Origin of the sequence: Streptomyces himastatinicus ATCC 53653 (assembly GCF_000158915.1) — a bacterium.
In the GTDB taxonomy this organism is placed as follows: domain Bacteria; phylum Actinomycetota; class Actinomycetes; order Streptomycetales; family Streptomycetaceae; genus Streptomyces; species Streptomyces himastatinicus.
The window spans coordinates 5,639,263-5,662,349 of sequence record NZ_GG657754.1 but is presented as its reverse complement, the minus strand read 5'-3'; the positions used below and the strand labels follow the sequence as shown (position 1 = coordinate 5,662,349).

Here is a 23,087-nt window from a genome sequence, read left to right as displayed (position 1 = left end):
ATGGGTGACGACCGGATCGACGTTGTGGTGGCCGATGACGACCCGGCAGTCCGGGAAGCCCTCGCGGACCTCATCGACTCCCACCCCGACCTGGAACTCGTCGGGCTCGCCATCGACCACGAGCAGGCCGTGCACGAGGCGGTCGAGCACCACCCCCGCGTCGTGATCATGGACGTGCACATGCCCAAGGGCGACGCCCCGGGCAGCGTCCGCGCCATCCGTGACCAGGCCCCCGACGCCCGCGTGGTCGCGCTGTCCGCCCACGGCGACCGCGAGACCGTCCTCAACATGCTCGCCGTCGGCGCCACCGGCTACCTGGTCAAGGGCACCCCCGCCGAGGAGATACTCGAGGCGATCAACAGGGCCGCCCGCGACCAGTTCTCCATGTCCGCCGATCTGCTCGCCGACTGCGCGGAGCCGCTGCGCCGCGCCGACCGCGCCTCCTGGCGCTTCGAGGACCTGGTGGGCGGACGGCTGGAGGAGTCGTACGTGGACCTGCTCGGCCACGCCCCCTGCGGAGTGCTCGTCCTCGGCTCCCGCGGCCGGATCGAGTTCGCGAACGCCCACGTACGGCACATGTTCGGCTACAGCTCGGCCGAGCTGCGCGACAAGCGGCTGCGGGACCTCGTCCCCGAGCGCTACCGCACCGCCTCCGAACAGCTCGTCGGCCGGGTGTTCAGCGCGCCCTCCGCGATGACGGGCCGCCGCAGGGACGGCACCGAGTTCCCCGCCCAGTTCAGCGGCGGCCATCTCCAGGGCAAGCGGGCCCGCGGCGTCGTCTTCGTCGCCGACCTGAGCCAGCTGCGGGCCGCCGAGAGCCGGTTCCGCCAGCTCATCGAGTCCTCCCCGGACGCGATGATGATCGTCGACACCGGCGGGCGCATCCAGGCCGCCAACAACCGCACCGAGGGCCTCTTCGGCTACGACCGCGACCATCTCATCGGCCGCGCCGTCGAGGCGCTGCTGCCCGACCAGCCGCTGACCATCTCGCTGCGCGAATGGGACGAGTCCGAGGAACCGCTCGGCCACAGCATGGAGCTGGTCGGCCGGCGCAGCGACGCCAAGCAGTTCCCGGCCGACGTCAGCATCAGCCCGCTGCGTACCGAGGAGGGGATGCTGACCGTCCTGACCGTCCGGGACATCACCGAGGTGCAGCGCGCCCAGTTCGTCCTGGAGCGCAGCCTGGAGCTGCTGGAGGTCACCGACCGGGACCGGCAGGCCCTGCTCAGCCATCTCGTCCACGCCCAGGAGGCCGAGCGCGGGCGGATCGCCGCGGACATCCACGACGACACCATCCAGGTGATCACCGCGGCCAGCCTCCGGCTCCAGCAGCTGCGGCGGCGGCTGCGGGACCCCGAGGAGCAGCGGGTGATGGACAAGCTGGACGAGACCCTGAAGCTGTCGCTGAGCCGACTGCGGCAGCTGATCTTCGACCTCCGCCCGTCCAGCCTGGAGCACGGCTGCCTGGCCGCCGCGCTGCGCGGGCTGCTGGAGCAGATCCGTACCGAGACCGGGCTCACCTACCGGCTGGAGGACCGGCTCGCGGCCAAGCCGCCCGCCGAGACCATGGCGCTGATCTACCGGACCGCGCAGGAAGCCCTGATGAACGTGCGCAAGCACGCCCGGGCGAAGACGGTGCACGTCCAGCTGCTCGGGCTGGACGAGGGCTGTCTCGTACGGATCGTCGACGACGGCCGGGGCTACAACCCCCTCGAAGTCGAGTCCCGCCCGGGCCACCTCGGGCTGTCCCTCATCCAGGAGCGCGCCCAGATCGCGGGCGGCTGGTGCCGCATCGAGAGTGCCCCGGGCACCGGCACCACCGTCGAGTTCTGGGTGCCGCTGGGCGATCCGCCGGTCCCGGCCCTCGGCGCCTCGTCCCTCGGCTCCCCGTCCTCGGAAGGGGAACCGGAGCCGTGACCGCCCCGGCGGAGCTGACCAAGGTCCTGATCGTCGAGGACCACCGGGTGGTCGCCGAGGGCCTGTGGGCGCTGCTGGCCGAGTACGGGGACCTGACCGTGGTCGGGTGGGCCGATTCGGTCGCCGAGACCGTGCCCATGGCCAAGGAGCTGACCCCCGATGTGGCCCTGATCGACTTCCGGCTGCCCGACGGCACCGGGGCCGACGCGGCCGCGGGCATCCGGGCCCATGACCCCTCCTGCGCGATCGTGATCCTCAGCGCCGACGCCAGCGACTCCGCGCTGCTGGCCGCGGTGGAGGCGGGCGCCTGCGGCTATCTGCTGAAGTCGGCGAGCGGCGACGAGATCGCCTCCGCCATCCGCTCCGCCGCCGAGGGCGAGACCCTGATCCCCGCCGGAACCCTGGTGGAGGTGCTGTCCCGGCACCGTGAATCGGCGCGCTCGACCGCCGAGCAGACCGGGCGGCTGGAGAGCCTGACCCGGCGCGAGCAGGAGATCCTCACCCTGATGGGCCAGGGCCTGGACAACCGGGCGGTCGCGGAGCAGCTGAGCATCAGCTACGCGACCGTGCGCACCCATGTGCGCAAGATCCTGGAGAAGCTGGAGGTGCGCTCGCAGCTGGAGGCGGTCGCCAAGGCCACCGAGTGGGGCTTCCGGCCCGTCGAACCGGAGTGAGACCCCGGTAGCTCCCCCTTCCGGCGCCTCCGCCAACCAGGGGCGGACGAATGGGGGACGAAATCCCCCGACTGATGGAATTCCGGACACCGCTCACCGGGTTCCCCTCCCGTGCGCACCCCCTGCGCACAGCTGGACGCTCCGTTCCGTTGTTCCCGTCGTTCTCCTTTTCGTGGGCAGGTGAGTCAACGTGGCGCTTCGCGTTCTGATCGCAGACGATCATGCGGTGGTCAGGCAGGGCCTGCGCATGATCCTGGGACTCGACAACGAGATCAAGGTGGTCGGCGAGACGACCAACGGCCGCGAGGCCGTACGGCTGGCCCGGGAGCTGTGCCCCGACGTCGTCCTGATGGACCTGCTGATGCCCGTGATGGACGGGGTGTCGGCCACGGCGGAGATCCGCCAGGACATCCCCGAGGTCGAGGTGGTGGCGCTGACCAGCTCCCTCGACGACGCCATGGTGATGGGCGCCGTACGGGCCGGGGCGATCGGCTTCCTGCTGAAGAACGCCGAGGCCGACGACCTGAGGAACGCGGTGAAGGCCGCGGCCGCCGGACAGATCCATGTCTCCCCCGCCGCGATCTCCCGGCTGATGGGCCAGGTCCGCGAGCCGAGCGGACCCGAACAGCTCACCGAGCGGGAGACCGAGGTGCTCACCATGCTGGCCCGCGGCAAGGCCAACAAGGAGATCGCCCGCGATCTGCGGATCGGCCAGCAGACCGTGAAGACGTACGTGAGCCACATCCTGACCAAACTCGGCGTGCACAGCCGGACCCAGGCGGCGGTGTACGCGGTGCAGTCGGGCCTGGTGCCGGCCGGTGAGCTGACCCCGCCCGAGGCGCTGGAATCCACGACGAGGGAGCAGTGGTGGTCGGCGTGATCGCATTCGAGATCCATGGGCACCGGTACGGGTGCGGCTGCGGCCGGGGGTACGGCCTGGGGCGTGGCTTCCCGTTCCGGTGGCGGCGGCGCCGCGCGGCGCTCGCCGAGGTCACCGAGCGGGTCCTGACGGGCGAGCCGGGCGACGAGGTGCTCCGGCTGATCGCCCGGCGCCTGCGCGAGCTGCTGGGCGCCGACCTGGCGCGGGTGATGGTGCTGGAGCCGGGCGACGTCCTGGCCGTACGCGCCACCGACGGCACCCCGGACGCCGTCCCCCGCGGGCTGCTCACCCCTGGCGGGTCCGCGCCCGCCCGCAAGGCGATCCGCGCCGGGCGGCCCACGGTCTCCGGGGGCGAGCGCCGGTCCGGTCTCTTCCACCATGTCCCGCACGACGCGGCCCTGACCTCCGTACTGGACGCGCCGCTGCTGGTGCGCGGCCAGGTCGCGGGCGTGATCGAGGTCGCGACGCGGCGCGGCGGCCGACGGCTCACCCGGGCCGATGTGCGGACCGTCCGGATGTTCGCGGAGCCCGCCGGACTCGCCGTGGCCCGGCTCCGCGGCCGCGAACAGCTGCGCCGGGTGGCCGCCACCACCGCCGCGGCCGCCGGACAGGGTTCCGTACGGCGCACCCTGGATTCCCCGCCCTTTGGCGCGGTGGCCCGTACCACCGCCGCGAGCTGCACCGTCTACCTCCTGGAGCCCGGGCCTGGCGCCGTACTGCGCATGGCGGGCGGCGGCCACGGGCACACCCCGCCGTCCCGTAAACCCGCGCTGGAGGCGATCGCGGGCGCCGCGCCCGTCCTCCTCGCCGGCGAGCCCGGGACCGAGGACGCCCCGGCGCGGGGCGCGGTCGCCGCCTGGCCGCTGCTGCGCGAGACCACCGTGATCGGCGCGATGTGCTGCCACTTCCCCGCGGGCCGCCGCCCCGGCGAGACCGACATGACCGTCCTGGAGGTGATCGCGGGCCATGCGGCGTGCGCGGTGGAGGAAGACCGGCAGCGCGCGGCCGCCCGGGAGACGGCGGTACGGGAGGAACGCCGGCGGGTCTCCCGGGAGCTGCACGACTCGGTCTCACAGGCGCTGTACGGCATCGCCCTGGGCGCCCGTACCGCCCGTGAGCTGCTGGAACGCGATCTGGCCGAGCCGACGGGGGTCGCCGAGCTGGCCCAGCTCGCCGAGCCCATCGAGTACATCAGGCGGCTCGCGGACGTCGCCATCGCCGAGACCCGCACCCTGCTGTGCCAGCTGCGGCCCGAGTCGCTGGAGGCCGAGGGCCTGGTCGCCGCGCTCACCCAGCACGTGGAGACGCTGCGGGACCGGTACGGCATCACGGCCGAGGCGACGCTCGGTTCCGAGCCGGAGACCACACCGGAGGCCAAGCACGCCCTGTACCGGATCGCGCAGGAGTCGCTGCACAACATCGCCAAGCACTCCCGGGCCCGGAACGTCACCCTCCATCTGCTCAGCGGCCCCGGCACGGTCACGCTGACCGTGGCCGACGACGGCGTGGGCTTCGACTCCCAGGGCACGTTCCCCGGCCACCTCGGGCTGCTCTCGATGCGGGAACGGGCCCGCGAGGTGGGCGGCACCCTGCTCGTGGACAGCCGCCCGGGGCAGGGCAGCCGGATCCGCGCCACGGTCCCGGCCGAGCCCTGAGCCGGACCCGAGCGACATATGAGACATTGCTGACCTCTTGCGCTGCTGACCTCTGACCCTTGTGACCTCTGACCCTCTTGAAGGGAGCCCCGGGTGACCGTCGTCGGGAACCACACGCGGGAACCGGACCTGCGGGCCGCGCTGGCGGCGGTCGAGGAGGGCCTCGTGGAGGCCACCCGCAGCGACGTGCCGTTCATCTCCGAGGCCGCCCGGCATCTGGCCCGCCCGGGCGGCCGCCGCTTACGGCCGCTGCTGGTGCTGCTGGCCGCCCGGTTCGGCGACCCGGACGCCCCGGGCGTGGTGCCCGCGGCGGTCGTCGTCGAGCTGACCCATCTGGCGACGCGCTACCACGACGACGTACGCCACGAGGCGAAACCCTCGGTCGCCGTCCTCATCGGCGACTTCCTCTTCGCCCGCGCCTCCCGCCTCCTGGCCGGGCTGGGGCCACGGGCCGTACGGCTCCAGGCCGACGCGTTCAAACGCCTGGTCAGCGGCCAGATCCTGGAGACGACCGGCCCCCGCGACGGCCACGACCCCGTCGCCCACCACCTCCGGACCCTGGCCGCCCGCACCGGCGCCCTCACCGCCGTCTCCGGCCGCCTCGGCGCGGTGACCTCCGGCGCCACGGAGGAGATCGCGGACACGCTCGCGGTGTACGGCGAGCGGCTGGGCGTGGCCCGCCACCTCGCCGCCGAACTCCGCACCCCGGTCCAGGGCGCCCCCACCCTCCCGGTCCTGCTCTCCGGCGACCCGACGGCCCCGGCCCTGACCGAGGCCCGCCACGAGGTGCTCCGCCAGTGCGCCGCGGCCCACGCAGCCCTCACCCCCCTCCCCGCCGGCCCGGCCCGCACGGCCCTGGCGGACCTGTGCGACGCGGTGGCCGAGGCCACCTGACCCGGACGCCCGCCGAGTCCCACGGCCGCGGCCACCCTCACGACGGCCGCTCGCCCCGGGACAGCGCCTCCCCGAAGCGCCGCAGCCGGGCCAGCGCCCCGGGGTCCAGTGGCTCGCGCCGCCGTACCAGCGCCCGCGCCACGACCCGCCGCACCCCCGCGCCACCGCCCGCGCCACCGCATCGGCGCGCGCCCGCACCATCGCACCCGTACCCGCCCGCGCCAGCGGCAGCGGCAGCGGCAGCGCTCGGTCTCCTGTGCGTCTCCACCTCACGGGAACCCCGCCCGGCGCCGCCCGATTCCACCCCGGGGACCGGGCTACGGCGGCCACCAGTTGTGGCTGACCACCAGCATCGCCTGCAACTGCACGCTCGCCGCGTAGTACCGGTCCGGCTCCGGCGGTGACGCCGCCATCCACTCCCACAGCGCGTCCAGCCACTCCTGCCCGCCGCCGCCCGCCATCGCCGCCACCCCGAACGGCGCGACGAACGCCCCGGACGCGCCCTCCCCATACGCCGCGCCGTCCAGCCGGTACCCGCACCGGATCCGGCCGGGATCACCGTTCGTCGCCGCGCACATCCACCGCCCCATCCGCCCGGCGGCCGCCCGCGCCCGCGCGTCGCCGCTCACCACCGCGTCCGCGCCGATCCGCCAGGGGTCGCGGCAGGCGTTCCAGTGGTGGTCACCGTCGTGTTCGCTCTCCAGCACCCGCCCCGGCGCCGGCTTCGGGTCGCTCCCCGCGTCCACGACGAAGTCCGGCAGCAGCCCGGTGTCCGGCGCGTACTGCCGCTGCAACGCCCGCACCAGCGACAGATGCGTGTCCAGCGCCTCGCCCCACCGCAGGTCACCCGTCACATCCCGGAACGCCCTGAAGTGGCCGGGCATCCAGTCCGAGGTGCGGGAGACCTCGTCGAAGTGGCCGGAGGACCAGTCGCCGAGCTTGATCGGCCCGCCCGCCGCGGGCAGCTCCGTCTCCCGGAGGGCGTCGATCCGGCGGAGGGCCGACGCCCGGTAGCCGCCGCCCCACTGCCGGTCCGCGAGCAGCAGCCCGTAAGCGATGTCCAGGTCACCGTCGGTCGCGGAGTTCGCCCCTCCGACGTCCCGCCCCGCCCCGTCCTGCTGGGCGGCGTGCAGATCGGGATGGCCGGAGGACGGATGGGCGAGGACGTACCGGAGGATTCCGTCGAAGACGTCCCGGGCCTCGGGGTCGGCGCCCGCCATCAGCGCGCTGATCACCATGCCGTAACCCTGCGCTTCGGCGACGTACGGATACGCGGCGTCGGGGGCGTACACCGCGCACGAGCCATCGCCCCGGGGCCGTACGAAATGGCTCTTCCACAGCCGGTAGTGCTCCAGAACCCGCTGGTCGACGGCCTCCGGGTCGCCGGAGAGCCGCAGCACACCGGGCGCGTACGGGAAGGAATGCCCGCCGAACGGAACGCCGACCCGCTCCGCCCTCCTCATCGCAGTGGCCGCCGCCGCGCCCGCCGCGACCAGTGCACGGCCAGGAAGATCACATCGGCCACGAACACCGCCACGCCGACGATCAGCAGATTGCTCAGCCCGTGCACCACCGTGCCGATGAGCCCGAGCACCATCGCCACGATCACGAAGAAGAGGAAGAGAGCCACCGCGCGACACCTCCCATCCCCTCAGGGACGACCGTCAGCGACGGGCGAGCCGCCGCTGACCGCCCGCACCCGCCTGGTACGCCTTGCCGTAGTACTGGAAGATCTCGCCCTCCTCGTCGGCGGGCAGCACATCGTCCACACCCAGCGACGGGGCCTTCTTCACCAACGCCCGCGCATACGCCACCTTCACGTAGCCCGGCCCCACGATCGCGTCGTCCACGGGAACGAAGACCAGACGGTGCCGGGTGGGCACCCCGGTACGGACCGTCGCCATCTCGGGCTGGTCGGTCGACGTCGACACGTAGACCGACTCCAGCGCACCGATCTTGCGCCCCTCGTCGTCCACGACATCGCGGTCGCGCCACTCACGGATATCAGCCGGCTGGATCATGACCATCACCCTCTGCCCTAACCGCCCTCTACACCTCCAGGCTGCGCCTCGCGACGGCGTTCGACAACTGACCGAAATGATCAGGCGTGTGCCATACGCGGAGGGGTACTCGAGCGGCGGAGGTTGATAATCATGGTCCCCCTTCTCGTGGTACTGCTTCTCGCGCTCCTCCTCTTCGGTGCCGGGTTCGCCCTCAAGGCACTGTGGTGGATCGCCGTCATCGTTCTCGCCGTCTGGCTGCTCGGCTTCATCGTCCGTCCCACGACGGGCGGCCGCAGGGGACGCTGGTACCGCTGGTAGCACACCACAAGGAAAATGGGGCCCGACCGGATCTCCGGTCGGGCCCCACTCATACGCTCATCGAGCTTCAACTACGCTGCATCGACCTAGTCGGCCAGCATCCCGCGCCGCAGCCGCGTCAGCATCCCCGCGCCGCAGCCGCGTCAGCGACTTCGTGAGCAGCCGCGACACATGCATCTGCGAGACGCCCAGCTCGGCACCGATCTCGGACTGGGTCATCTCCTCGCCGAACCGCATCTGAAGGATGCGCCGGTCCCGCTCCCCGAGCTGCTCCACCAGCGGCTTGAGGGCGTGCAGATTCTCCACGACCTCCATCGCGGGATCGACCTCACCGATCCGGTCCGCGTACGTGGTGACGCGGGTCGTACCGGTCTCGGGATCGGCGGGCGCGTCCAGCGACGAGGTGCTGTACCCATTGCTGGCCACCAGCCCGTCGAGGACCTCGTCCTCGCTCAGGTTCAGATGCTCGGCGAGCTCGGTCGTCGTCGGCGACCGGTCGAACCGCTGGAACAGCTCCTCGTTCGCCTTGGCCAAGTCGATCCGCAACTCCTGCAACCGGCGCGGCACATGCACCGCCCAGCTCGTGTCACGGAAGAACCGCTTGATCTCACCGACGATGTACGGAACGGCGAAGGTCGTGAACTCGACCTCACGGCTCAGGTCGAACCGGTCGATCGCCTTGATCAACCCGATCGTCCCGACCTGGACGACGTCCTCCATCTCCACCGAACGATTACGGAACCGCCGAGCGGCGTACCGCACCAGTGACAGATTCAACTCGATCAGGGTGTTCCGCACGTACTGGTAGTCGTGCGTCCCCTCTTCCAACTCGGTTAGCCGGTCAAGGAAGACCTTGGTCAGCGCACGAGCGTCCTGTGGCGTCACCTTGGTCGGGTCCGCTACGGCCGGCAGCCCCACCGCCACGCACGTCCGCTCAGCCTCCCCTGCCGTCAGCTCCGACGAATCCACGGTTGCCGTGCCGTTCACTTCGCCCTCCCGGCCCACTCGGCTTGTTTCAGCTGAACGAGGACCCGCCTACCCAGCATTCACACCCCCATGCCTTTTCCATGAGCAACAAAAGAGGACGCCGCAGCCGACCTGGGCACCCCGACCCCCCAACCGACGCAGCCACCCGCCCGGTTGGACCGGTCAGGGCCGGATTCAGGGTGACGGTCGACTACCGGCTCGCCACACGGAAAACGCGTTACACGCAGTAGCCGGTACTGGCTAGCCTCAGGGCATGGGCGTGGACATCACGGTGCTGGTCGTCGATTGGGAGCACCTCATGGAGATCGCGCCGGACGACCGGCTCGAGGTGCTGCAGGAGTCGGCGTACGCGGACGACGACAGCGACCTCGACATCGACGCGGGGTGGGTGTGGCCTGCCGAGCCGGACAGGTCCTGGCTGGGCCGGTACGAGTTCGGCGGCACCCTCGGCTCGTACAAGCCGCACTTCTGGGCCGCCCATGCATGGGACTACGTCCGGGGCGGGGCCGAGCGCGAGCTGCGGGTGGCCCTGGACGGCTTCCTGAGCGCTCTGATCTGGTGGGGTCCTGAGGTTGACACCGACGCTGAGCACGTGGATGCAGGTGTCTTCCCTTCCGGCGCTCGCTTGTGGCGGTCGGGGCCGCTCATCGCCCGCGGCCCCCAGACCGTGGCCCACCTGAACCGTTACTGGCAGGCGGCTGCCCCCGTACTGCCGCAACTGCGCGAACCGTACGCGCGCCACGCCGCATCCCCTGGGGGGTGGGCCGCGGACTTCGAGGACTTCACAGCGCTGCTGTCCGGCTGGGCCGAAACCGTGGGCGAAGCCGAACGGCGCCGGTGGGGGCTGATCGGGCTCCCCCTCTGAAAGCTCCAGGGCAGAGGGTTCAGGACAGCTACAGGCGCTGAAGAACTGCCGGTCCCGCTTCGCCCTCCCTGCCCGTCGCCGGGCCAATGCGTCTGTCACGCATGTGTCACAGCCGATCGATAGTCCATTGCGGCGATTTCCCGAGGTTGTGAAAATAACCCCGGTAACGACCTTCTCGTTTGGCAAGGGGAGCCACATGAAGTTCGACATGGGGGCCCAGACGCTGTCGACTCTGCAGTCGAAGTCGCGTGGGTCCAGCGATGATCTCGGAACGTTGATCCGCCAACTGGTACAGGCCGCCGAGCCGTTGGAGGGCAAGTTCAACGGCGCGGGGAAGGTGGCCTTCGACTCGTTCAAGGCGCGCTCGGACGAGATCGCGTCGTCCCTGCAAAGCTCCCTGTCGGGCATCCTCGGCGGCCAGTCGGGCATGGACTCGGCGTTCGGCACAGGTGACCAGGAGCAGGGTGACAACGCGCGGCAGCAGATGTCGTCGGCCAACTTCGACGCGGCCCGCTTCGGCGGCCGCTGATCTTTGCAGACTTGACGGGGAGTGAGTGACTGATGGCTGGTGGCAATGACCGCCGTTCGTACGACACGGGCGCCTCAGCGGACGCGCAGGGCAACATCCAGGCGGTGATCGCGCGTCTGGAGCAGGTCATCACGGAGCGCGATGGCCAGGTGAAGGCGGCGATGGCCGACTTCACCGCGGACGGCGTGGCGGATGAGTACCACGGCAAGGAACTGCGCTGGAACCGCGCCTCCCAGGAGGTCAAGAGCATCATCCAGCTGCTGAAGACGACGTTGGAGAAGAACGACGGTACGGCGCAGCACACGCTTTCGCGTGCGAAGTCCGCGGTCGACAACATCGGCTGACCCACGAAGGGGGCAGTCGCCGGGGGGTGACGTAGGACATGACGGGCTGGGACCTGCAGCCGCAGGGTATTTCGAGTGTGCTGAAGACGACGGGCGAGTTCGCCGCGAAGATCGAGAAGCACGCGACGTCGTACGGGAAGCATCTCCAGTCGGCTGCGGAGCACGCCGGCACGATCAGCGCCGACGGTGGTGGCAAGGAGGCCAAGGGCGGCTTGGTCGCCTTGGCCCTGTCCCAGTTCGCGGAGCACACCACGCCTGATCTGAAGTTCATCGCGGCGCGTGCGGGCAAGTCGCTGAACGGGGCGATGGACGCGACGACTGAGTACCTCAAGGGCGGTCAACACATGGCCGAGCGGGCTCAAGCGGCCCAGACCAAGGCCCTGAGCGCACCCGATCTGGACCCGAAGAAGCCCGGGAGACAGACCGGATGATCAAGCCGGGAGAGATTCCCCAGTACACCGGCAACCTGGAGCTGCTGGAAAAGGCCCACGGCGATCTGAAGAAGGATGCCGGGCACATCCGGGACACCGGCGCGGACGTCCACACCCACTTCCAGGGCCTGTCCGCCTACTACAAGGCACCCGAGGCCGAACGGCTCTTCGCCACCACCAAACCCGTCAAGGACCGAGCCGACACCTTCGCCGACGACCTGGGCAAGGTCTCCAGCGCCCTGTCGGAGTACGCCACCGAGATCCGCCCCCTGGTCACCAAGCTGACCCAGCTCAAAACCGACGCCACCCAGTTCGTCAACGACAACAAGGACGACGACGACTGGGAATACGACGAAGACAAAGTCGACGAACACAACCAGCTCCGCGACGACATCACCGCCACCGTCGCCGCGTTCTGGGCGGCCGAGCGCACCTGCCACAACAAGATCACCGCCCTCTTCGGCGGCACCCAGATGGTCGCCGGCGACGGATCCAAGGCCAAGAACCAGTACGGCTTCAACGCGGATGACCTGAAGAACGCCAAACTCCCCTGGGGCGACCCGGTCGAGGAAAAACACCACGCCTGGGAAGTCGGCCACTGGGTCAAATCCTTCGTCTGGGACGGCGTCATCGTCGACGGCGTCTGGGGCACCATCAAGGGCCTGGGCACCCTCGTCGGCGTCGACGGCTGGGACGCCATGGGCAAAGCCTGGAAAGGCCTCGCCCAGCTGGGGACCGGCCTGGCCATCAGCGCGATCCCCGGAGCCAGGGAAGCCTTCTGGGGCCTGCCCGACGACAAACTCCCCTCCTGGCTCCGCGACTCCCGCAACACCATGAAGCAGACCGGCAAGGCCCTCGTCGCCTGGGACGAATGGGGCAAAAACCCCGGTCGGGCCGCCGGAGCCGTCACCTTCAACGTCGTCACCACCGTCTTCACCGGCGGCGCCGGCGGAGCCGCCTCCGGCGCGGGTAAGGCCGGCGCGGTCGCCAAGGTCCTGTCCGCGACCGGCAAGGCGGGCCGGGTCATCGACCCCATGACCTACGTCGGTAAAGGCGTCGGCGCGGGTCTGTCCAAGGTCGGCGACATCGCCAAGGGCCTCAAGGGCATCCAGGCCATCGAGATCCCCAAACTCCCCGACGGCACGATCAAACTCCCCGAAGGCACCGTCAGGCTGCCCGATGGCACCGTCGACCTCCCCGAGGGCGCCGCCATCCCCGAGGGCGCGGCCAAGCTCCCCGACGGCACCGTCAAACTGCCCGACGACGTCCCCGCGCTCCCGGAAGGCACCACCAAGCTGCCCACCGACCCGGGCAAACCCGCCCGGTACTACGACCCGGACGGCAACTTCCTCGACGAACACGGCAACGTCCTCGACAGCATCGACAACGCCCGCAAGGAAGACCCCCCGAACACCGCCCCGGCAACCGACACCAACGCCCCCGACCCGACCAACCCCGCCAAACAGCCGGCCCTGGTCGGCGCCGGCGCCCGCACCACCGACAACGCCACCCACATCCGCCTGGGCGACAGCCTCGGCAACGACCTCGGAGACATCGGCCGCACCGGCGACACCGTCCCCGGCCCGTCCCACATCGGCGACAACCTCCCGGGCAGCGGCGTCGGTGACCAGCTACCCACAGGCCACGTCGGGGACAACCTGCCGGGCGGCGGGCTGGGCGGAAACCACATGCCCGGCGGCCACGCAGGCGACCACCTCCCCGGTGGCAGCGCCCACGACCTCGGCCACGGCCCCTCCGCCAGCCATGAACCCCCAGGTGGCCCCCGTGACCCGTCGTCGACCGCATCTCATGGCGACAGCACAGCACTGAACAGCCATGCAGATGACGGTGTCCACCACGGCGATAGCCATGAACCGAATTCACACGGGCACGGCGACACCGGCACCCCTGGCGGGACAGAACCCCCACATGGCTCCCACAGCTCCAACCATGATGTACCCGTCGAGCCGAGAGACCCGGCTGGCCACGAAGCACAGCCCATGGCCCGCGGAGGCGAAACAGAACAGCGTCTCCGTGACGCAGTCAAGGGCATCCCGGGCAAGAAGCGACCGAAGCCGGATGTCCTGGAGCGGGCACTCGACCGGCTCGCGTCGGAACCTGGCGGGCAGCAAGTTGCCGAAGTCATCTCCTCTGGAAAATTCAATCAACGCGACAATTTCGGGGAAGTCGTGTCCGCTCTCGGAGCACGAAAAGAGGCAATGTACCGGCCCGCCGCCGACCAAATCCTCTTCGCGGACGAGTTGGTTCGCGGCGGCGTACCCGCGCATGCCATCGATTTCGAACAAAAGGTCCCAGTGGGCGCCGACATGGACGTGCGCATCAAGGATGAATCCGGGGAAATATACGCCTACCAGATGAAGCACCTCAACGATCCCATAGACCCCATAAATGAGATCACTCGAGGCAAGTACCTGCTCCAGTTGGCCAAATCCGAAGCACACCATCAGGTCATGCTCGTGGACGGCGGAAAGGGAAGTCGCGCCGAGTGGATGTCCAACGGTGCCTACGATGACCTCATGGACATCCATCGAGGCGGACGAGGACCGAAGGGCGAGGGCATCACGTTTGTCGTACGTCTGGACGACGGAACACTCGTGATCCCACCGGGGAGCAAGACCGACCCTAAGGACATGCTGTGATCACCACGGATCCCATCGGCGACTGGACATGGGAGATCACCCCCAGCCATGGCGACGCCCGCCCTTCTCGCGCCGTGGAGATCACCACCGCAATCTGGCGCATCCTGGCCAAGTTCGACCTGGCAACCCCGCCAGGAAGAATCAGCTTCTCGGCACGGCCCAGAGGCAACATGAGTGACACCTGGGTGCATGTCCAAGATCAGATTCTGCATGCAGGTTCGTTCCGTTCCGGGACCACCATTTCGGACGCCGTTAGCCGGGTAGAAAAAAATGAGGGTGACCTCGTCGTCAGCGCTCGGGCTCAGTGCCCCGGCCTGTGGTATGAATCAGGAAATACCCACAGAGTAGAACAACTATTCGTCGCCACAGTTGACATCTGGCAACGCAATCTCATCGTGGTCACGTTGGAAACCTACTCTGACGCCTGGTTGACCATGGATACGCGTGAGCGCGAGCAAATCTCGGTACACGCACAAAACGCTCCCAGGCTTGCCGCCGCCCTGGAGGAGATCTCGGCAGCGCTCGGAAGCGCGCCCACCCCCGGCGACCCGAACCGTCACGCGACCCCAACGGAGACTGGCTTCGAGGACCCGATGGTCGAGGGGACTGCCTATGCCGACTCCTGGGGAACCTTCGAGGTCCCGGCTCGATCCCGTCGGCTCCGAGCCGACCTACCGCTGACCGAGAACGATTATGAAGAGATCACCGACCACCCGGTGCGGTACTTCACTATTCAGCGTGAGGGCCGGACTATCGGTTACGTCTGGGCTTCCATCGGTGACAACGCCGCGTGCTACGAGCCCCGAACAGCAGCTGGCGACGAGGCATTCGAGGCTGGAAGGGAATGGCTCCTACGCCTCAGAACAGCGCACGAGCAAGGGCTCGACGCCGTAGCAGCTCTCGACTGGCTGACCCGTCTTCCCTCACGACCGAAAATTGGCACGATCACCGAAGCTACTCCGCAAGAAGCCCCGTCCCTGGACTTCCTGGAAGAGTTGTCAGGCCGCTACTGACATCCTGATGGGACATCAACTCGTGCACGACTGGCTGACCCGGAATGGCTGGTCCCCGGGCCGCGACATTGGAGAGCACGCCGATGAACTCATTCAGGTACGGGTACGGGACACCGAGCGGCAGGAAGCACCTCTGACACCAGTACCGGCCGCCGTACGTTTCATCCACACCTATGGCTTGCTCACTCTCAGCCACCCCACAGTACCGGGGGTTGCCTGGGTAGTGAAGCCGACGGTCGGGTACGACGGTGACGCCGCATCGATCCGGGAACTGGCACTCGGACTCGGAGTCGAAATTTTTCCGATCGGATACGAAACGTCCGAGCAAGGAATTCTCCTGGTAGACGAAACAGGACGCTTCTTCCACCTCCACCACACCGGAGGGTACTACTTGAGGGAGAATGAATTCGACGCATTCTCTCGTTTCATGGGCGGCGTCACCGATCCAGACGCGGAGGATTTCTTTGTCTGAGCAGTTCCCGGCGGTTGCCTCTTCCCTGCTGGTCGGCGGCAAAGTGGTCAGCCACACCAGCCTGGTCGGCGAGGGCAAGGCGAATCTCCACCCCGCCATCTCGGGCTTCGTCGGATCGCTACCGCCCGAGCAGCGCAGGTTCTTCACGGGAAGCTGCGCCGAGTCCGCTTTGGTGTCCGATAAGCTGTGGGCCCTGGACGACGCACGGGACGACGGCCGCACCACCACACTCCAAGAGACAGCTCCGCACTTCGACGGTTCCGCCATGGCCTCCAAGATGATCCGCGGACAAGGGCACCCAGATCACGGCAAAACCACAGAACCCCGCAGCGTATGCACCCCCAGGAACTGGGCGTGCACATCACTCTCTGACGACAGCCCACCCGAGCAAGGCACACCATGCACGCTGCCAGGCGGGCTAGATGGCTTCCAGGGCAGGTGCCCCGGTAATCCGCCGAATAACGACAACTGGAATCTCTGTTGGCTGACGTGAAGCGAATCGACATCGACGATCCCGAAGTCGACATGGACTATGGCCAACGCCTGTTGTACCAGGGCGAGCTGTTCACCGGTGAGGTTGAGGAGCGCCTGGGAGACGCGGTCGTCAGCCTGGATGCGTACGTGGACGGCATCCAGCATGGTCCGAGTCGCGAGTGGTACATGGACGGCACGCTCCGCTCCGAAGGCACGGCGCACATGGGGTGCCCCGTCGGCGTCTCGAGAACGTGGCACCCCAATGGCACACTCGCCTCCGAGCGGCTATTCACTGAGAACGGACAGGCCATTCTGGAAGACCTTCAGTGGGACGAAGAAGGGCAACCCACGAAGGACTGGCGCAAGAGCTGAGACGACCGCCAAGAGTGATCCCACCAGGGGCGGCTGCGACCCTCCGCGACCGAGCTCATCCGTTCCGTACGACCGCATACGGGGGAAGTTGACGTGACCGGCAGGTCGTCGTTCATCACGCTGGAGCGGCTCCGAGCTGTCGACTGGATCGGCGACTGGAATTCCGTACGCCGTCGTGCACGCTCACGCCGCCTGTTGATGCGCGAGTACCTGCGGCGCGCCGCGCTCTGGGCGCAGGCGTATGCCTCCGAGGCCGCGTGGCCTTTCTTCGACGTCACCGACTACGTGGATCCGAACTTCCGCCTGCCGTCCGAACTCGCCACGGAGCTGGACGAACTGCTCAGCAGCATCGCCTCGTACTCCATCCGAAAGACGTGCCTGGGCGCGGTACGCCTGGCCTGGCTCCGAGACCAGAAGCCGGCAACACTTCCTGATCTGGCCGACCTCTATGAGCCGCTGATCCTCTTCTATGAACGTGGCGGAGAATTCCTGTCCGATCACGCAGGGTTCCTCGATCTGACCGGCGTAGCGATCAAACCCCTGAGCCTGCGGGACAACCTCAGGACCACGCCCTTCCTCACGCTCGGCAACGCCACCTTGGACGCCCTTGATGCCGAAGGGCGGATCACGTACTACGCGGCAGCAGGGACCCATGGGCCTGTCCTGAGGCAACGCCTCTTGAACGGTGGAACGGAAAGGCGCGACGAGATCTTCACCTGGAGCCTTCGTTGGGAGCCGACAGAGGAACTACAGCCCGCCGCATATACCCGGATTGGGGACGTCGAAGCCGCCCGATTCATTGAAGCGGTCATCGAAAAAAGGTCTGGCGCCGAGCAATGACCCCGCGGCCGGGAGGCCCGGCGGACCTGTCCGGGCGGCAGGGTTTCGAACGCCTCATGCGCCGCCTGAAGGGGGCGTGAACTCGGACAAGCGGGCTCCCCGGCTCTCAGCGATCCGGTGCGCATCGCGCAAGGCCTCGGCCAGCCGCGCGGCGAGATACCGGAGCTGCACGGGGGTGGCCTTGCCGTCGCCGAGCATGTCGGCGGCGTGGTCGAGCAGGTCCGCGGCCATGCCGAGTTGCACGCACTCCATGTTGTCGGCGACGCGGGACACGTAACCCGTCCCGTCGCCGATGACGTAACAGGGCTTGCCCTCCGCAGTGGCCCAAGGGAGCAATCGGGCCCCGCCCGGCAGGCTGATCACGCGGCTACCTCCATGTCATCGACTTTCTCGTGCATCGCTATGTAGCGATCCACTCACAGAGTGAGACGACGCGGGCTAGGCTCGCCAGTAATCAGCAGGTGACAGAGGTTCTGTCGCAAGGGGGTTGACCGGTGGGCAGCATCTACGGCGACTGGCTCAAGGAACAACGCGAAGCGGCGGGCATGACCCAACAGGAACTGGCCGACGCGGCGATCATGACCCGCTCGCACATCTCCCACATCGAGGCAGGCCGCCGCATCCCGTCCAAGGAAGACGCCCGGCGCCTGGACCAGGCCCTGAACACGGGCAATGTGCTGAGCAGTTTCCTGCCGCAGGACGACACACCGGTCGCCGATTACTTCGAGGCCGCGCGGCAGCTCGAACAACAGGCAACCATGATCCACGAGTTCGCGTTGTCCTACGTCCCCGGCATCCTGCAAACCAAAAGGTACGCAGATGCGGTCCTGCGCTCTACGTTCCCCCCTCGGAGTGACGAGGAATGTGACAAGCTCGCCGTCGCACGACTTGAGCGAGCGGCGATCCTCAACGACCCGGTGACGCCCGTAGTGTGTGCTCTGTTTGACGAGGCGGTGCTACGCCGCCCGGTCGGCGGCCCGGAGGTCATGGCCGAGCAGATCATGCACCTGGTCGGTCTGGGGGAGAGCCACCGCGTACGCATTCATGTCCTGCCATTCGGCCTGGGTACTCACCCGTTGTTGTCGAGCATGCTGTCGCTGATGTGTTTCGAGGACCAGCCCCCGGCCGCCTACAGCGAAGCTCATTGCGTCGGCAGGCTGCACGACTCTCCCTCCCTGGTTGAACGGCTTCGAGCCACATACGCTCTTGTGCTGGGTGACGCACTGCCGCTGAAGGAGTCACTTGCCCTGATGAGGGCGACCGCGAAGGAGTACGGACATCATGGCTGAGCACATAATCCGGAGCACGGCCGCGCTGGGCGCCTGGCGGAAGTCGTCGTACAGCAACCCCGATGGGGGCAGCTGCGTCGAGGTGCTGGATGGCCATCCGTCAGGCGTCCCCGTACGCGACTCGAAGAACCCCCACGGCCCCGCGCTGCTCTTCCCGGCGGCCAGTTGGTCGTCGTTCGTCACCGCAGTCAAAGGCGACGTTCGACTCACATCGGGATGATGCGCCCGCCGCCCCAGCGGCACGACTCAGCCATGAACGCGTCACAATCAGCCAACCCCCATTGCAGGGCCCTTCCGGCACTTGATAGAGATGGACTCTGCGTATATAGCCGCTCAGCCTGGCAGGGGGAGTCCAGATGAAGTTCGACATGGGATCGCAGGTTCTGTCGACTCTGAAGTCGAAGTCGCGTGGGTCGAGCGACGACCTCGGAACGTTGATCCGTCAACTGGTGCAGGCGGCGGAGCCGTTGGAGGGGAAGTTCAACGGGTCGGGGAAGGTCATGTTCGACTCGTTCAAGGCGCGGTCGGACGAGATCGCCTCGTCTCTGCAGAGTTCCCTGTCAGGCATTCTCGGTGGTCAGGCGGGCATGGACTCTGCGTTCAGCTCGGGCGACCAGGAGCATGGCGACAACGCGCGGCAGCAGATGTCCGCAGCCAACTTCGACGCGGCCCGCTTCGGCGGCCGCTGATCTTTGCGGGACTTGACGGGGAGTGAGTGACTGATGGCTGGTGGCAATGACCGTCGTTCCTACGACACGGGTGCCTCTGGGGACGCGCAGGTCAACATCCAGGCGGTGGTCGCGCGTCTGGAGCAGGTGATCACGGCGCGCGACGCTCAGGTGAAGGCGGCGATGACCGACTTCACCGCGGACGGTGTGGCGGACGAGTACCACGGCAAGGAACTGCGCTGGAACCGCGCCTCCCAGGAGGTCAAGAGCATCATCCAGCTCCTGAAGACGGTACTGGAGAAGAACGACGGCACGGCCCAGCACACGCTCTCGCGTGCGAAGTCCGCGGTCGACAACATCGGCTGATCTGGTGCGTACAGGCACCAGGCGGTAACGGGGAGCGCGAAGCAAGTCATGACGGGCTGGGACCTGCAACCGCAGGGCATTTCGAGCGTGCTGAAGACGACGGGCGAGTTCGCCGCGAAGATCGAGAAGCACGCGACGTCGTACGGGAAGCATCTTCAGTCGGCCGCAGAGAATGCCGGCACCATCAGCGCCGATGGCGACAGCGGCGGTGGCGGCAAGGGCGGGGAGGCCAAGGGCGGCCTCGTCGCCCTGGCTCTGTCCCAGTTCGCGGAGCACACCACCCCCGATCTCAAGTTCATCGCGGCGCGTGCGGGCAAGTCGCTGAACGGGGCGATGGACGCGACGACCGAGTACCTCAAGGGCGGCCAGCACATGGCCGAACGGGCTGCTCAGGCCCAGACCAAGGCCCTGAGCGCACCCGATCTGGACCCGAAGAAGCCGGGGAAGCAGACCGGATGATCAAGCCCGGAGAGATTCCCCAGTACACCGGAAACCTGGAACTGCTGGAAAAAGCCCACGGCAACCTCAAAACGGACGCCGGGCACATCCGGGACACCGGCGCGGACGTCCACACCCACTTCCAGGGCCTGTCCGCCTACTACAAGGCACCCGAGGCCGAACGGCTCTTCGCCACCACCAAACCCGTCAAGGACCGAGCCGACACCTTCGCCGACGACCTGGGCAAAGTCTCCAGCGCCCTGTCGGAGTACGCCACCGAGATCCGCCCCCTGGTCACCAAGCTGACCCAGCTCAAAACCGACGCCACCCAGTTCGTCAACGACAACAAGGACGACGACGACTGGGAATACGACGAAGACAAAGTCGACGAACACAACCAGCTCCGCGACGACATCACCGCCACCGTCGCCGCGTTCTGGGCGGCCGAGCGCACCTGCCACAACAAGATCACCGCCCTCTTCGGCGGCACCCAGATGGTCGCCGGCGACGGATCCAAGGCCAAGAACCAGTACGGCTTCAACGCGGATGACCTGAAGAACGCCAAACTCCCCTGGGGCGACCCGGTCGAGGAAAAACACCACGCCTGGGAAGTCGGCCACTGGGTCAAATCCTTCGTCTGGGACGGCGTCATCGTCGACGGCGTCTGGGGCACGATCAAGGGCCTGGGCACGCTCGTCGGCTGCGGCGGCTGGGACGCCATGGGCCAAGCCTGGAAAGGCCTCGCCCAGCTGGGAACCGGCCTGGCCATCAGCGCCGTCCCCGGAGCCAGGGAAGCCTTCTGGGGCCTGCCCGACGACAAACTCCCCTCCTGGCTCCGCGACTCGCGCACGGCCATGAAGGAAACCGGCAAGGCTCTGGTCGCCTGGGACGAATGGGGCAAGAACCCGGGCCGGGCCGCCGGAGCGGTCACCTTCAACGTCGTCACCACTGTCTTCACCGGCGGCGCCGGCGGAGCCGCCGCAGGAGCCGGCAAGGCGGGCGCCGTCGCCAAGGCCCTCTCCGTCGCCGGCAAGGCAGGCCGGGTCATCGACCCCATGACCTACGTCGCCAAGGGCGCGGGCGCAGGACTGTCCAAGATCGGCGACATCACCAAGGGGCTGAAGGGGATCGGGAAGGTCGACGTCCCCCATCTGCCCGACGGCGCGGTAGAGCTGCCCAACGGATCCCTCCTGGAGCCGAACGGCAACCTCGTCCCCCCGCCTCCGGGCTCCGTCGACGTGGCCCCCGCCGCGCACGGCACGGGCCACGGTGCCTCCGGTCTGCCGGAGTCCTGGCAAATCCAGCAGCCGGGAGCCCCGTTCCCGGCAGGCGCGCATGCGCCGGGGGGCTCGTTCGATCACGTACCAGGCGGCCACACCAACCCCGGTGGCCACGTGCCGACCGGCGGCCCCGCGCACGCGCCGGGCTCCTACGGGCCCGCCCCCACGTCCCTCGACAACGCGGCAGGCGGCAACGCCGGACACGTACCCGGGGGCGGCCACGGCTCGTCAACGCCGTGGTACCACCAGACTCCGTCGAATCATGTCCCGGGTGCTCCGGCCGGCCATGTGCCGGGCGAGGTGGGCAGCCACGTACCGGGCCAGGCCGGCCCTCCGCACGTCCCCGCCCACGACGTCCCCGGCACCGGCCACCCGCACACCGCCGATGCCCCGCACGGGCCGGGCCACGACGCCCCCGGCGCGCACGGTCACGACGGTGCGCACGGCGGACACGGCGACGACGCGGTCGGCCACGGCGACGACGCGACGCACGCCGGTGACCACGTGGACGACGTGGCGGGCGCCGCCGCGCACCACGGCACCGACGCGCCGGTCGCCCCGGGTCATGGGGGGACGGACGTGCCGGGCAGCGGTGCGGCGGAGCCGTTCGAGTACAAGCCGCACATGTCGGACCACGAGTTCGCCCGCCTGAGCACTGACGCGGAGAGGCATGCGGTGGCCCAGGCCGAACTGGCGGACGGCACCAACCTCGGCCCCAGCGCCACCGACGAGGCAGGTAAGGCGTACGGCAACGCACACTGGAACGACTTCCTCGATCAGCTCGACCCGGAAGCCAAGGGTGCGCTGGAGAAGTACAGCAGCTTCTACTACAAGTCCATCAACGGCCCGCTCCGGCAGGGGGCGGCCCTGGACGGCAACATTCAGCGCCTCGTTGACAACATGGACCGGGTCATGGGCGCCCGCCGAGTGCCCGAGAACGTCATGGTCGTCCGAGGGACCGACGTCAGCTACCTCGACCTGCGGTCGCCACTCGAATTGCAGGGCAGTGTCTGGGACGACCTCGGATACACCTCCACGTCGCTCGGCAAGACCGCGGCCTTCGGCCACATGCCGGTGATCATGCATCTGCGGGTCCCGAAGGGCACTCCCGCGCTCTGGATCGACCACATCTCCTCGAACAAGGGGGAGCGGGAGCTGCTCCTCGCTCGTGGTACGGAATATAAGGTGACGCGCGTCTTCAAGGACGGGGGCGGACAGTGGCAGGTCTACGGAGAGGTCCTGCCCAGGGCAAAGCCGTAGCCGCGTCCCGGACCGGGCAGACGACTCAAGGAATGTGGACTTATGAGCAGTGAGCAACCGAAGCCCTCGAGCTTCGAAGAGGACCTGCAGTTCAGGGAGAAGCCGGGCGGTCCGGCGCGTTACCAGGACTGGACCGAGAAGCCGGTGCAGTACTTCACCGTCATCGACAAAGAGGACCGCTCGATCCTCGGGTACCTCTGGGCCGGCGACGAGGACGACGCCGCCGCCTACGAACCGCGGGAGGAGAATGACCCCCGCGCGTCGAACGAAGGCATGACCTGGATCGTCCTGCTACGCGAGAGGAAGGCGCGCGGCCTCCGCCCGAGCCAGACCCTCGCCGAGCTGTACGGCGACCCGGAACCGCCCGGCATGGGCCGTCCCCTCCCCGGCTCCCTGGCCGACGCCCCGAACGCCGCCGCGGTCGAGGCCCTTGCCAAGGCTGGCTGACAGGACAGCTT

The 23,087-nt window shown here is 68.6% G+C and carries 28 protein-coding genes; 23 read left to right on the top strand and 5 right to left on the bottom strand.

The genetic code is table 11. The annotated features are described in order from the left end of the window. The 5 genes from SSOG_RS23950 to SSOG_RS23930 all read left to right on the top strand — a co-directional run bounded on the left by SSOG_RS23950 (position 1) and on the right by SSOG_RS23930 (position 6,020). The gene (locus SSOG_RS23950) at positions 1–1,917 is read left to right on the top strand and encodes a PAS domain S-box protein (protein ID WP_009716832.1); all 1,917 of its coding nucleotides are present in this window, start codon (positions 1–3) and stop codon (positions 1,915–1,917) included. Continuing rightward, positions 1,914–2,591 carry a response regulator gene (locus SSOG_RS23945; protein WP_039938544.1) on the top strand — a complete coding sequence of 226 codons (678 nt, stop codon included), beginning with the start codon at positions 1,914–1,916 and terminating at the stop codon, positions 2,589–2,591. The genes SSOG_RS23950 and SSOG_RS23945 overlap by 4 nt, the downstream gene beginning before the upstream one ends. A gap of 190 nt (positions 2,592–2,781) precedes the next feature. Continuing rightward, the gene (locus SSOG_RS23940; RefSeq protein ID WP_009716830.1) at positions 2,782–3,471 is read left to right on the top strand and encodes a response regulator; all 690 of its coding nucleotides are present in this window, start codon (positions 2,782–2,784) and stop codon (positions 3,469–3,471) included. Continuing rightward, positions 3,468–5,126: a GAF domain-containing sensor histidine kinase gene (locus SSOG_RS46860; RefSeq protein WP_154685978.1), complete on the top strand. Its 1,659-nt coding sequence runs from the start codon at positions 3,468–3,470 to the stop codon at positions 5,124–5,126. Before SSOG_RS23940 ends, SSOG_RS46860 begins: the two co-directional genes overlap by 4 nt. A gap of 93 nt (positions 5,127–5,219) precedes the next feature. After that, complete coding sequence (locus SSOG_RS23930; RefSeq protein ID WP_009716828.1) at positions 5,220–6,020, top strand: polyprenyl synthetase family protein; 801 nt, start codon at positions 5,220–5,222, stop codon at positions 6,018–6,020. 317 nt (positions 6,021–6,337) lie between these two features. On the opposite strand, the gene SSOG_RS23925 is transcribed toward SSOG_RS23930, so the two are convergent. From SSOG_RS23925 to SSOG_RS23920, 3 genes are read right to left on the bottom strand one after another with little or no spacing between them, the layout of a single operon-like run. Further along, positions 6,338–7,483 (bottom strand): family 8 glycosyl hydrolase, encoded by a 1,146-nt coding sequence (locus tag SSOG_RS23925; RefSeq protein ID WP_039938542.1) that lies wholly within the window; start codon positions 7,481–7,483, stop codon positions 6,338–6,340. After that, positions 7,480–7,650, bottom strand: coding sequence for a hypothetical protein (locus SSOG_RS53855; protein ID WP_167542510.1), 171 nt, complete (start codon positions 7,648–7,650; stop codon positions 7,480–7,482). The genes SSOG_RS23925 and SSOG_RS53855 overlap by 4 nt, the downstream gene beginning before the upstream one ends. Before the next feature lie 34 nt (positions 7,651–7,684). Further along, positions 7,685–8,041, bottom strand: coding sequence for a PRC-barrel domain-containing protein (locus SSOG_RS23920; protein ID WP_009716825.1), 357 nt, complete (start codon positions 8,039–8,041; stop codon positions 7,685–7,687). Between the two features lie 132 nt (positions 8,042–8,173). On the opposite strand from SSOG_RS23920, the gene SSOG_RS23915 reads away from it, so the two are divergent. Next, complete coding sequence (locus SSOG_RS23915) at positions 8,174–8,341, top strand: hypothetical protein (protein WP_009716824.1); 168 nt, start codon at positions 8,174–8,176, stop codon at positions 8,339–8,341. A gap of 57 nt (positions 8,342–8,398) precedes the next feature. Here SSOG_RS23915 and SSOG_RS23910 read toward each other — a convergent pair whose 3' ends face one another. Next, positions 8,399–9,328: an RNA polymerase sigma factor SigF gene (locus SSOG_RS23910; RefSeq protein ID WP_078510628.1), complete on the bottom strand. Its 930-nt coding sequence runs from the start codon at positions 9,326–9,328 to the stop codon at positions 8,399–8,401. Positions 9,329–9,581: 253 nt separating this feature from the next. On the opposite strand from SSOG_RS23910, the gene SSOG_RS23905 reads away from it, so the two are divergent. The 10 genes from SSOG_RS23905 to SSOG_RS56255 all read left to right on the top strand — a co-directional run bounded on the left by SSOG_RS23905 (position 9,582) and on the right by SSOG_RS56255 (position 17,328). Continuing rightward, on the top strand, positions 9,582–10,193 hold the full coding sequence (locus tag SSOG_RS23905) for a hypothetical protein (protein WP_009716822.1): 612 nt from the start codon (positions 9,582–9,584) through the stop codon (positions 10,191–10,193). Positions 10,194–10,389: 196 nt separating this feature from the next. Further along, positions 10,390–10,722, top strand: coding sequence for a hypothetical protein (locus SSOG_RS23900; protein WP_009716821.1), 333 nt, complete (start codon positions 10,390–10,392; stop codon positions 10,720–10,722). 32 nt (positions 10,723–10,754) lie between these two features. Continuing rightward, a complete protein-coding gene (locus SSOG_RS23895) occupies positions 10,755–11,066 on the top strand; it encodes a pore-forming ESAT-6 family protein (RefSeq protein WP_009716820.1) in 312 nt (103 codons plus the stop codon). A gap of 38 nt (positions 11,067–11,104) precedes the next feature. Continuing rightward, positions 11,105–11,497 (top strand): DUF6507 family protein, encoded by a 393-nt coding sequence (locus tag SSOG_RS23890; protein ID WP_009716819.1) that lies wholly within the window; start codon positions 11,105–11,107, stop codon positions 11,495–11,497. Continuing rightward, the gene (locus SSOG_RS48865; protein WP_009716818.1) at positions 11,494–14,157 is read left to right on the top strand and encodes a hypothetical protein; all 2,664 of its coding nucleotides are present in this window, start codon (positions 11,494–11,496) and stop codon (positions 14,155–14,157) included. Before SSOG_RS23890 ends, SSOG_RS48865 begins: the two co-directional genes overlap by 4 nt. Next, positions 14,154–15,170 carry a hypothetical protein gene (locus tag SSOG_RS48860; protein WP_009716817.1) on the top strand — a complete coding sequence of 339 codons (1,017 nt, stop codon included), beginning with the start codon at positions 14,154–14,156 and terminating at the stop codon, positions 15,168–15,170. Before SSOG_RS48865 ends, SSOG_RS48860 begins: the two co-directional genes overlap by 4 nt. A gap of 7 nt (positions 15,171–15,177) precedes the next feature. Then, positions 15,178–15,642, top strand: a complete 465-nt coding sequence (locus SSOG_RS48855; RefSeq protein ID WP_106516450.1) for an SUKH-3 domain-containing protein — start codon at positions 15,178–15,180, stop codon at positions 15,640–15,642. Continuing rightward, complete coding sequence (locus tag SSOG_RS48850; RefSeq protein ID WP_009716815.1) at positions 15,635–16,135, top strand: YwqJ-related putative deaminase; 501 nt, start codon at positions 15,635–15,637, stop codon at positions 16,133–16,135. Before SSOG_RS48855 ends, SSOG_RS48850 begins: the two co-directional genes overlap by 8 nt. Further along, complete coding sequence (locus tag SSOG_RS23880; protein WP_039941612.1) at positions 16,132–16,488, top strand: toxin-antitoxin system YwqK family antitoxin; 357 nt, start codon at positions 16,132–16,134, stop codon at positions 16,486–16,488. Before SSOG_RS48850 ends, SSOG_RS23880 begins: the two co-directional genes overlap by 4 nt. Before the next feature lie 93 nt (positions 16,489–16,581). Beyond that, a complete protein-coding gene (locus tag SSOG_RS56255; protein WP_039938541.1) occupies positions 16,582–17,328 on the top strand; it encodes a hypothetical protein in 747 nt (248 codons plus the stop codon). A 54-nt stretch (positions 17,329–17,382) separates the two neighbouring features. Here SSOG_RS56255 and SSOG_RS23870 read toward each other — a convergent pair whose 3' ends face one another. Then, positions 17,383–17,691 carry a hypothetical protein gene (locus SSOG_RS23870; RefSeq protein ID WP_009716812.1) on the bottom strand — a complete coding sequence of 103 codons (309 nt, stop codon included), beginning with the start codon at positions 17,689–17,691 and terminating at the stop codon, positions 17,383–17,385. Between the two features lie 131 nt (positions 17,692–17,822). Between SSOG_RS23870 and SSOG_RS23865 the strand changes: the two genes are divergently transcribed. The 7 genes from SSOG_RS23865 to SSOG_RS23840 all read left to right on the top strand — a co-directional run bounded on the left by SSOG_RS23865 (position 17,823) and on the right by SSOG_RS23840 (position 23,076). Continuing rightward, positions 17,823–18,617 carry a helix-turn-helix domain-containing protein gene (locus SSOG_RS23865; protein WP_009716811.1) on the top strand — a complete coding sequence of 265 codons (795 nt, stop codon included), beginning with the start codon at positions 17,823–17,825 and terminating at the stop codon, positions 18,615–18,617. After that, on the top strand, positions 18,610–18,837 hold the full coding sequence (locus SSOG_RS48840) for a DUF397 domain-containing protein (RefSeq protein WP_009716810.1): 228 nt from the start codon (positions 18,610–18,612) through the stop codon (positions 18,835–18,837). Before SSOG_RS23865 ends, SSOG_RS48840 begins: the two co-directional genes overlap by 8 nt. A gap of 136 nt (positions 18,838–18,973) precedes the next feature. After that, the gene (locus tag SSOG_RS23860; RefSeq protein WP_009716809.1) at positions 18,974–19,306 is read left to right on the top strand and encodes a hypothetical protein; all 333 of its coding nucleotides are present in this window, start codon (positions 18,974–18,976) and stop codon (positions 19,304–19,306) included. 33 nt (positions 19,307–19,339) lie between these two features. Next, entirely contained in the window at positions 19,340–19,651 is a 312-nt protein-coding gene (locus SSOG_RS23855; RefSeq protein ID WP_009716808.1) for a pore-forming ESAT-6 family protein, read from the top strand. Between the two features lie 48 nt (positions 19,652–19,699). After that, positions 19,700–20,110, top strand: a complete 411-nt coding sequence (locus tag SSOG_RS23850; RefSeq protein WP_009716807.1) for a DUF6507 family protein — start codon at positions 19,700–19,702, stop codon at positions 20,108–20,110. After that, positions 20,107–22,629 carry an ADP-ribosyltransferase gene (locus SSOG_RS23845; RefSeq protein ID WP_009716806.1) on the top strand — a complete coding sequence of 841 codons (2,523 nt, stop codon included), beginning with the start codon at positions 20,107–20,109 and terminating at the stop codon, positions 22,627–22,629. Before SSOG_RS23850 ends, SSOG_RS23845 begins: the two co-directional genes overlap by 4 nt. Positions 22,630–22,671: 42 nt before the next feature. Then, positions 22,672–23,076: a hypothetical protein gene (locus tag SSOG_RS23840; RefSeq protein WP_009716805.1), complete on the top strand. Its 405-nt coding sequence runs from the start codon at positions 22,672–22,674 to the stop codon at positions 23,074–23,076. The last annotated feature ends 11 nt before the right edge of the window (positions 23,077–23,087 follow it).

What these genes read in the sequence shown, in the direction of transcription:
- SSOG_RS23890 (WP_009716819.1), top strand. Translation starts at nt 11,105, where the DNA reads ATGACGGGCTGGGACCTGCAGCCGCAGGGTATTTCGAGTGTGCTGAAG.
- SSOG_RS48840 (WP_009716810.1), top strand. Translation starts at nt 18,610, where the DNA reads ATGGCTGAGCACATAATCCGGAGCACGGCCGCGCTGGGCGCCTGGCGG.
- SSOG_RS23925 (WP_039938542.1), bottom strand. Translation starts at nt 7,483, where the DNA reads ATGAGGAGGGCGGAGCGGGTCGGCGTTCCGTTCGGCGGGCATTCCTTC.
- SSOG_RS23920 (WP_009716825.1), bottom strand. Translation starts at nt 8,041, where the DNA reads ATGATCCAGCCGGCTGATATCCGTGAGTGGCGCGACCGCGATGTCGTG.
- SSOG_RS23915 (WP_009716824.1), top strand. Translation starts at nt 8,174, where the DNA reads ATGGTCCCCCTTCTCGTGGTACTGCTTCTCGCGCTCCTCCTCTTCGGT.
- SSOG_RS23850 (WP_009716807.1), top strand. Translation starts at nt 19,700, where the DNA reads ATGACGGGCTGGGACCTGCAACCGCAGGGCATTTCGAGCGTGCTGAAG.
- SSOG_RS23860 (WP_009716809.1), top strand. Translation starts at nt 18,974, where the DNA reads ATGAAGTTCGACATGGGATCGCAGGTTCTGTCGACTCTGAAGTCGAAG.
- SSOG_RS23845 (WP_009716806.1), top strand. Translation starts at nt 20,107, where the DNA reads ATGATCAAGCCCGGAGAGATTCCCCAGTACACCGGAAACCTGGAACTG.
- SSOG_RS23840 (WP_009716805.1), top strand. Translation starts at nt 22,672, where the DNA reads ATGAGCAGTGAGCAACCGAAGCCCTCGAGCTTCGAAGAGGACCTGCAG.
- SSOG_RS23950 (WP_009716832.1), top strand. Translation starts at nt 1, where the DNA reads ATGGGTGACGACCGGATCGACGTTGTGGTGGCCGATGACGACCCGGCA.
- SSOG_RS48865 (WP_009716818.1), top strand. Translation starts at nt 11,494, where the DNA reads ATGATCAAGCCGGGAGAGATTCCCCAGTACACCGGCAACCTGGAGCTG.
- SSOG_RS23900 (WP_009716821.1), top strand. Translation starts at nt 10,390, where the DNA reads ATGAAGTTCGACATGGGGGCCCAGACGCTGTCGACTCTGCAGTCGAAG.
- SSOG_RS23855 (WP_009716808.1), top strand. Translation starts at nt 19,340, where the DNA reads ATGGCTGGTGGCAATGACCGTCGTTCCTACGACACGGGTGCCTCTGGG.
- SSOG_RS23895 (WP_009716820.1), top strand. Translation starts at nt 10,755, where the DNA reads ATGGCTGGTGGCAATGACCGCCGTTCGTACGACACGGGCGCCTCAGCG.
- SSOG_RS23905 (WP_009716822.1), top strand. Translation starts at nt 9,582, where the DNA reads ATGGGCGTGGACATCACGGTGCTGGTCGTCGATTGGGAGCACCTCATG.
- SSOG_RS48855 (WP_106516450.1), top strand. Translation starts at nt 15,178, where the DNA reads ATGGGACATCAACTCGTGCACGACTGGCTGACCCGGAATGGCTGGTCC.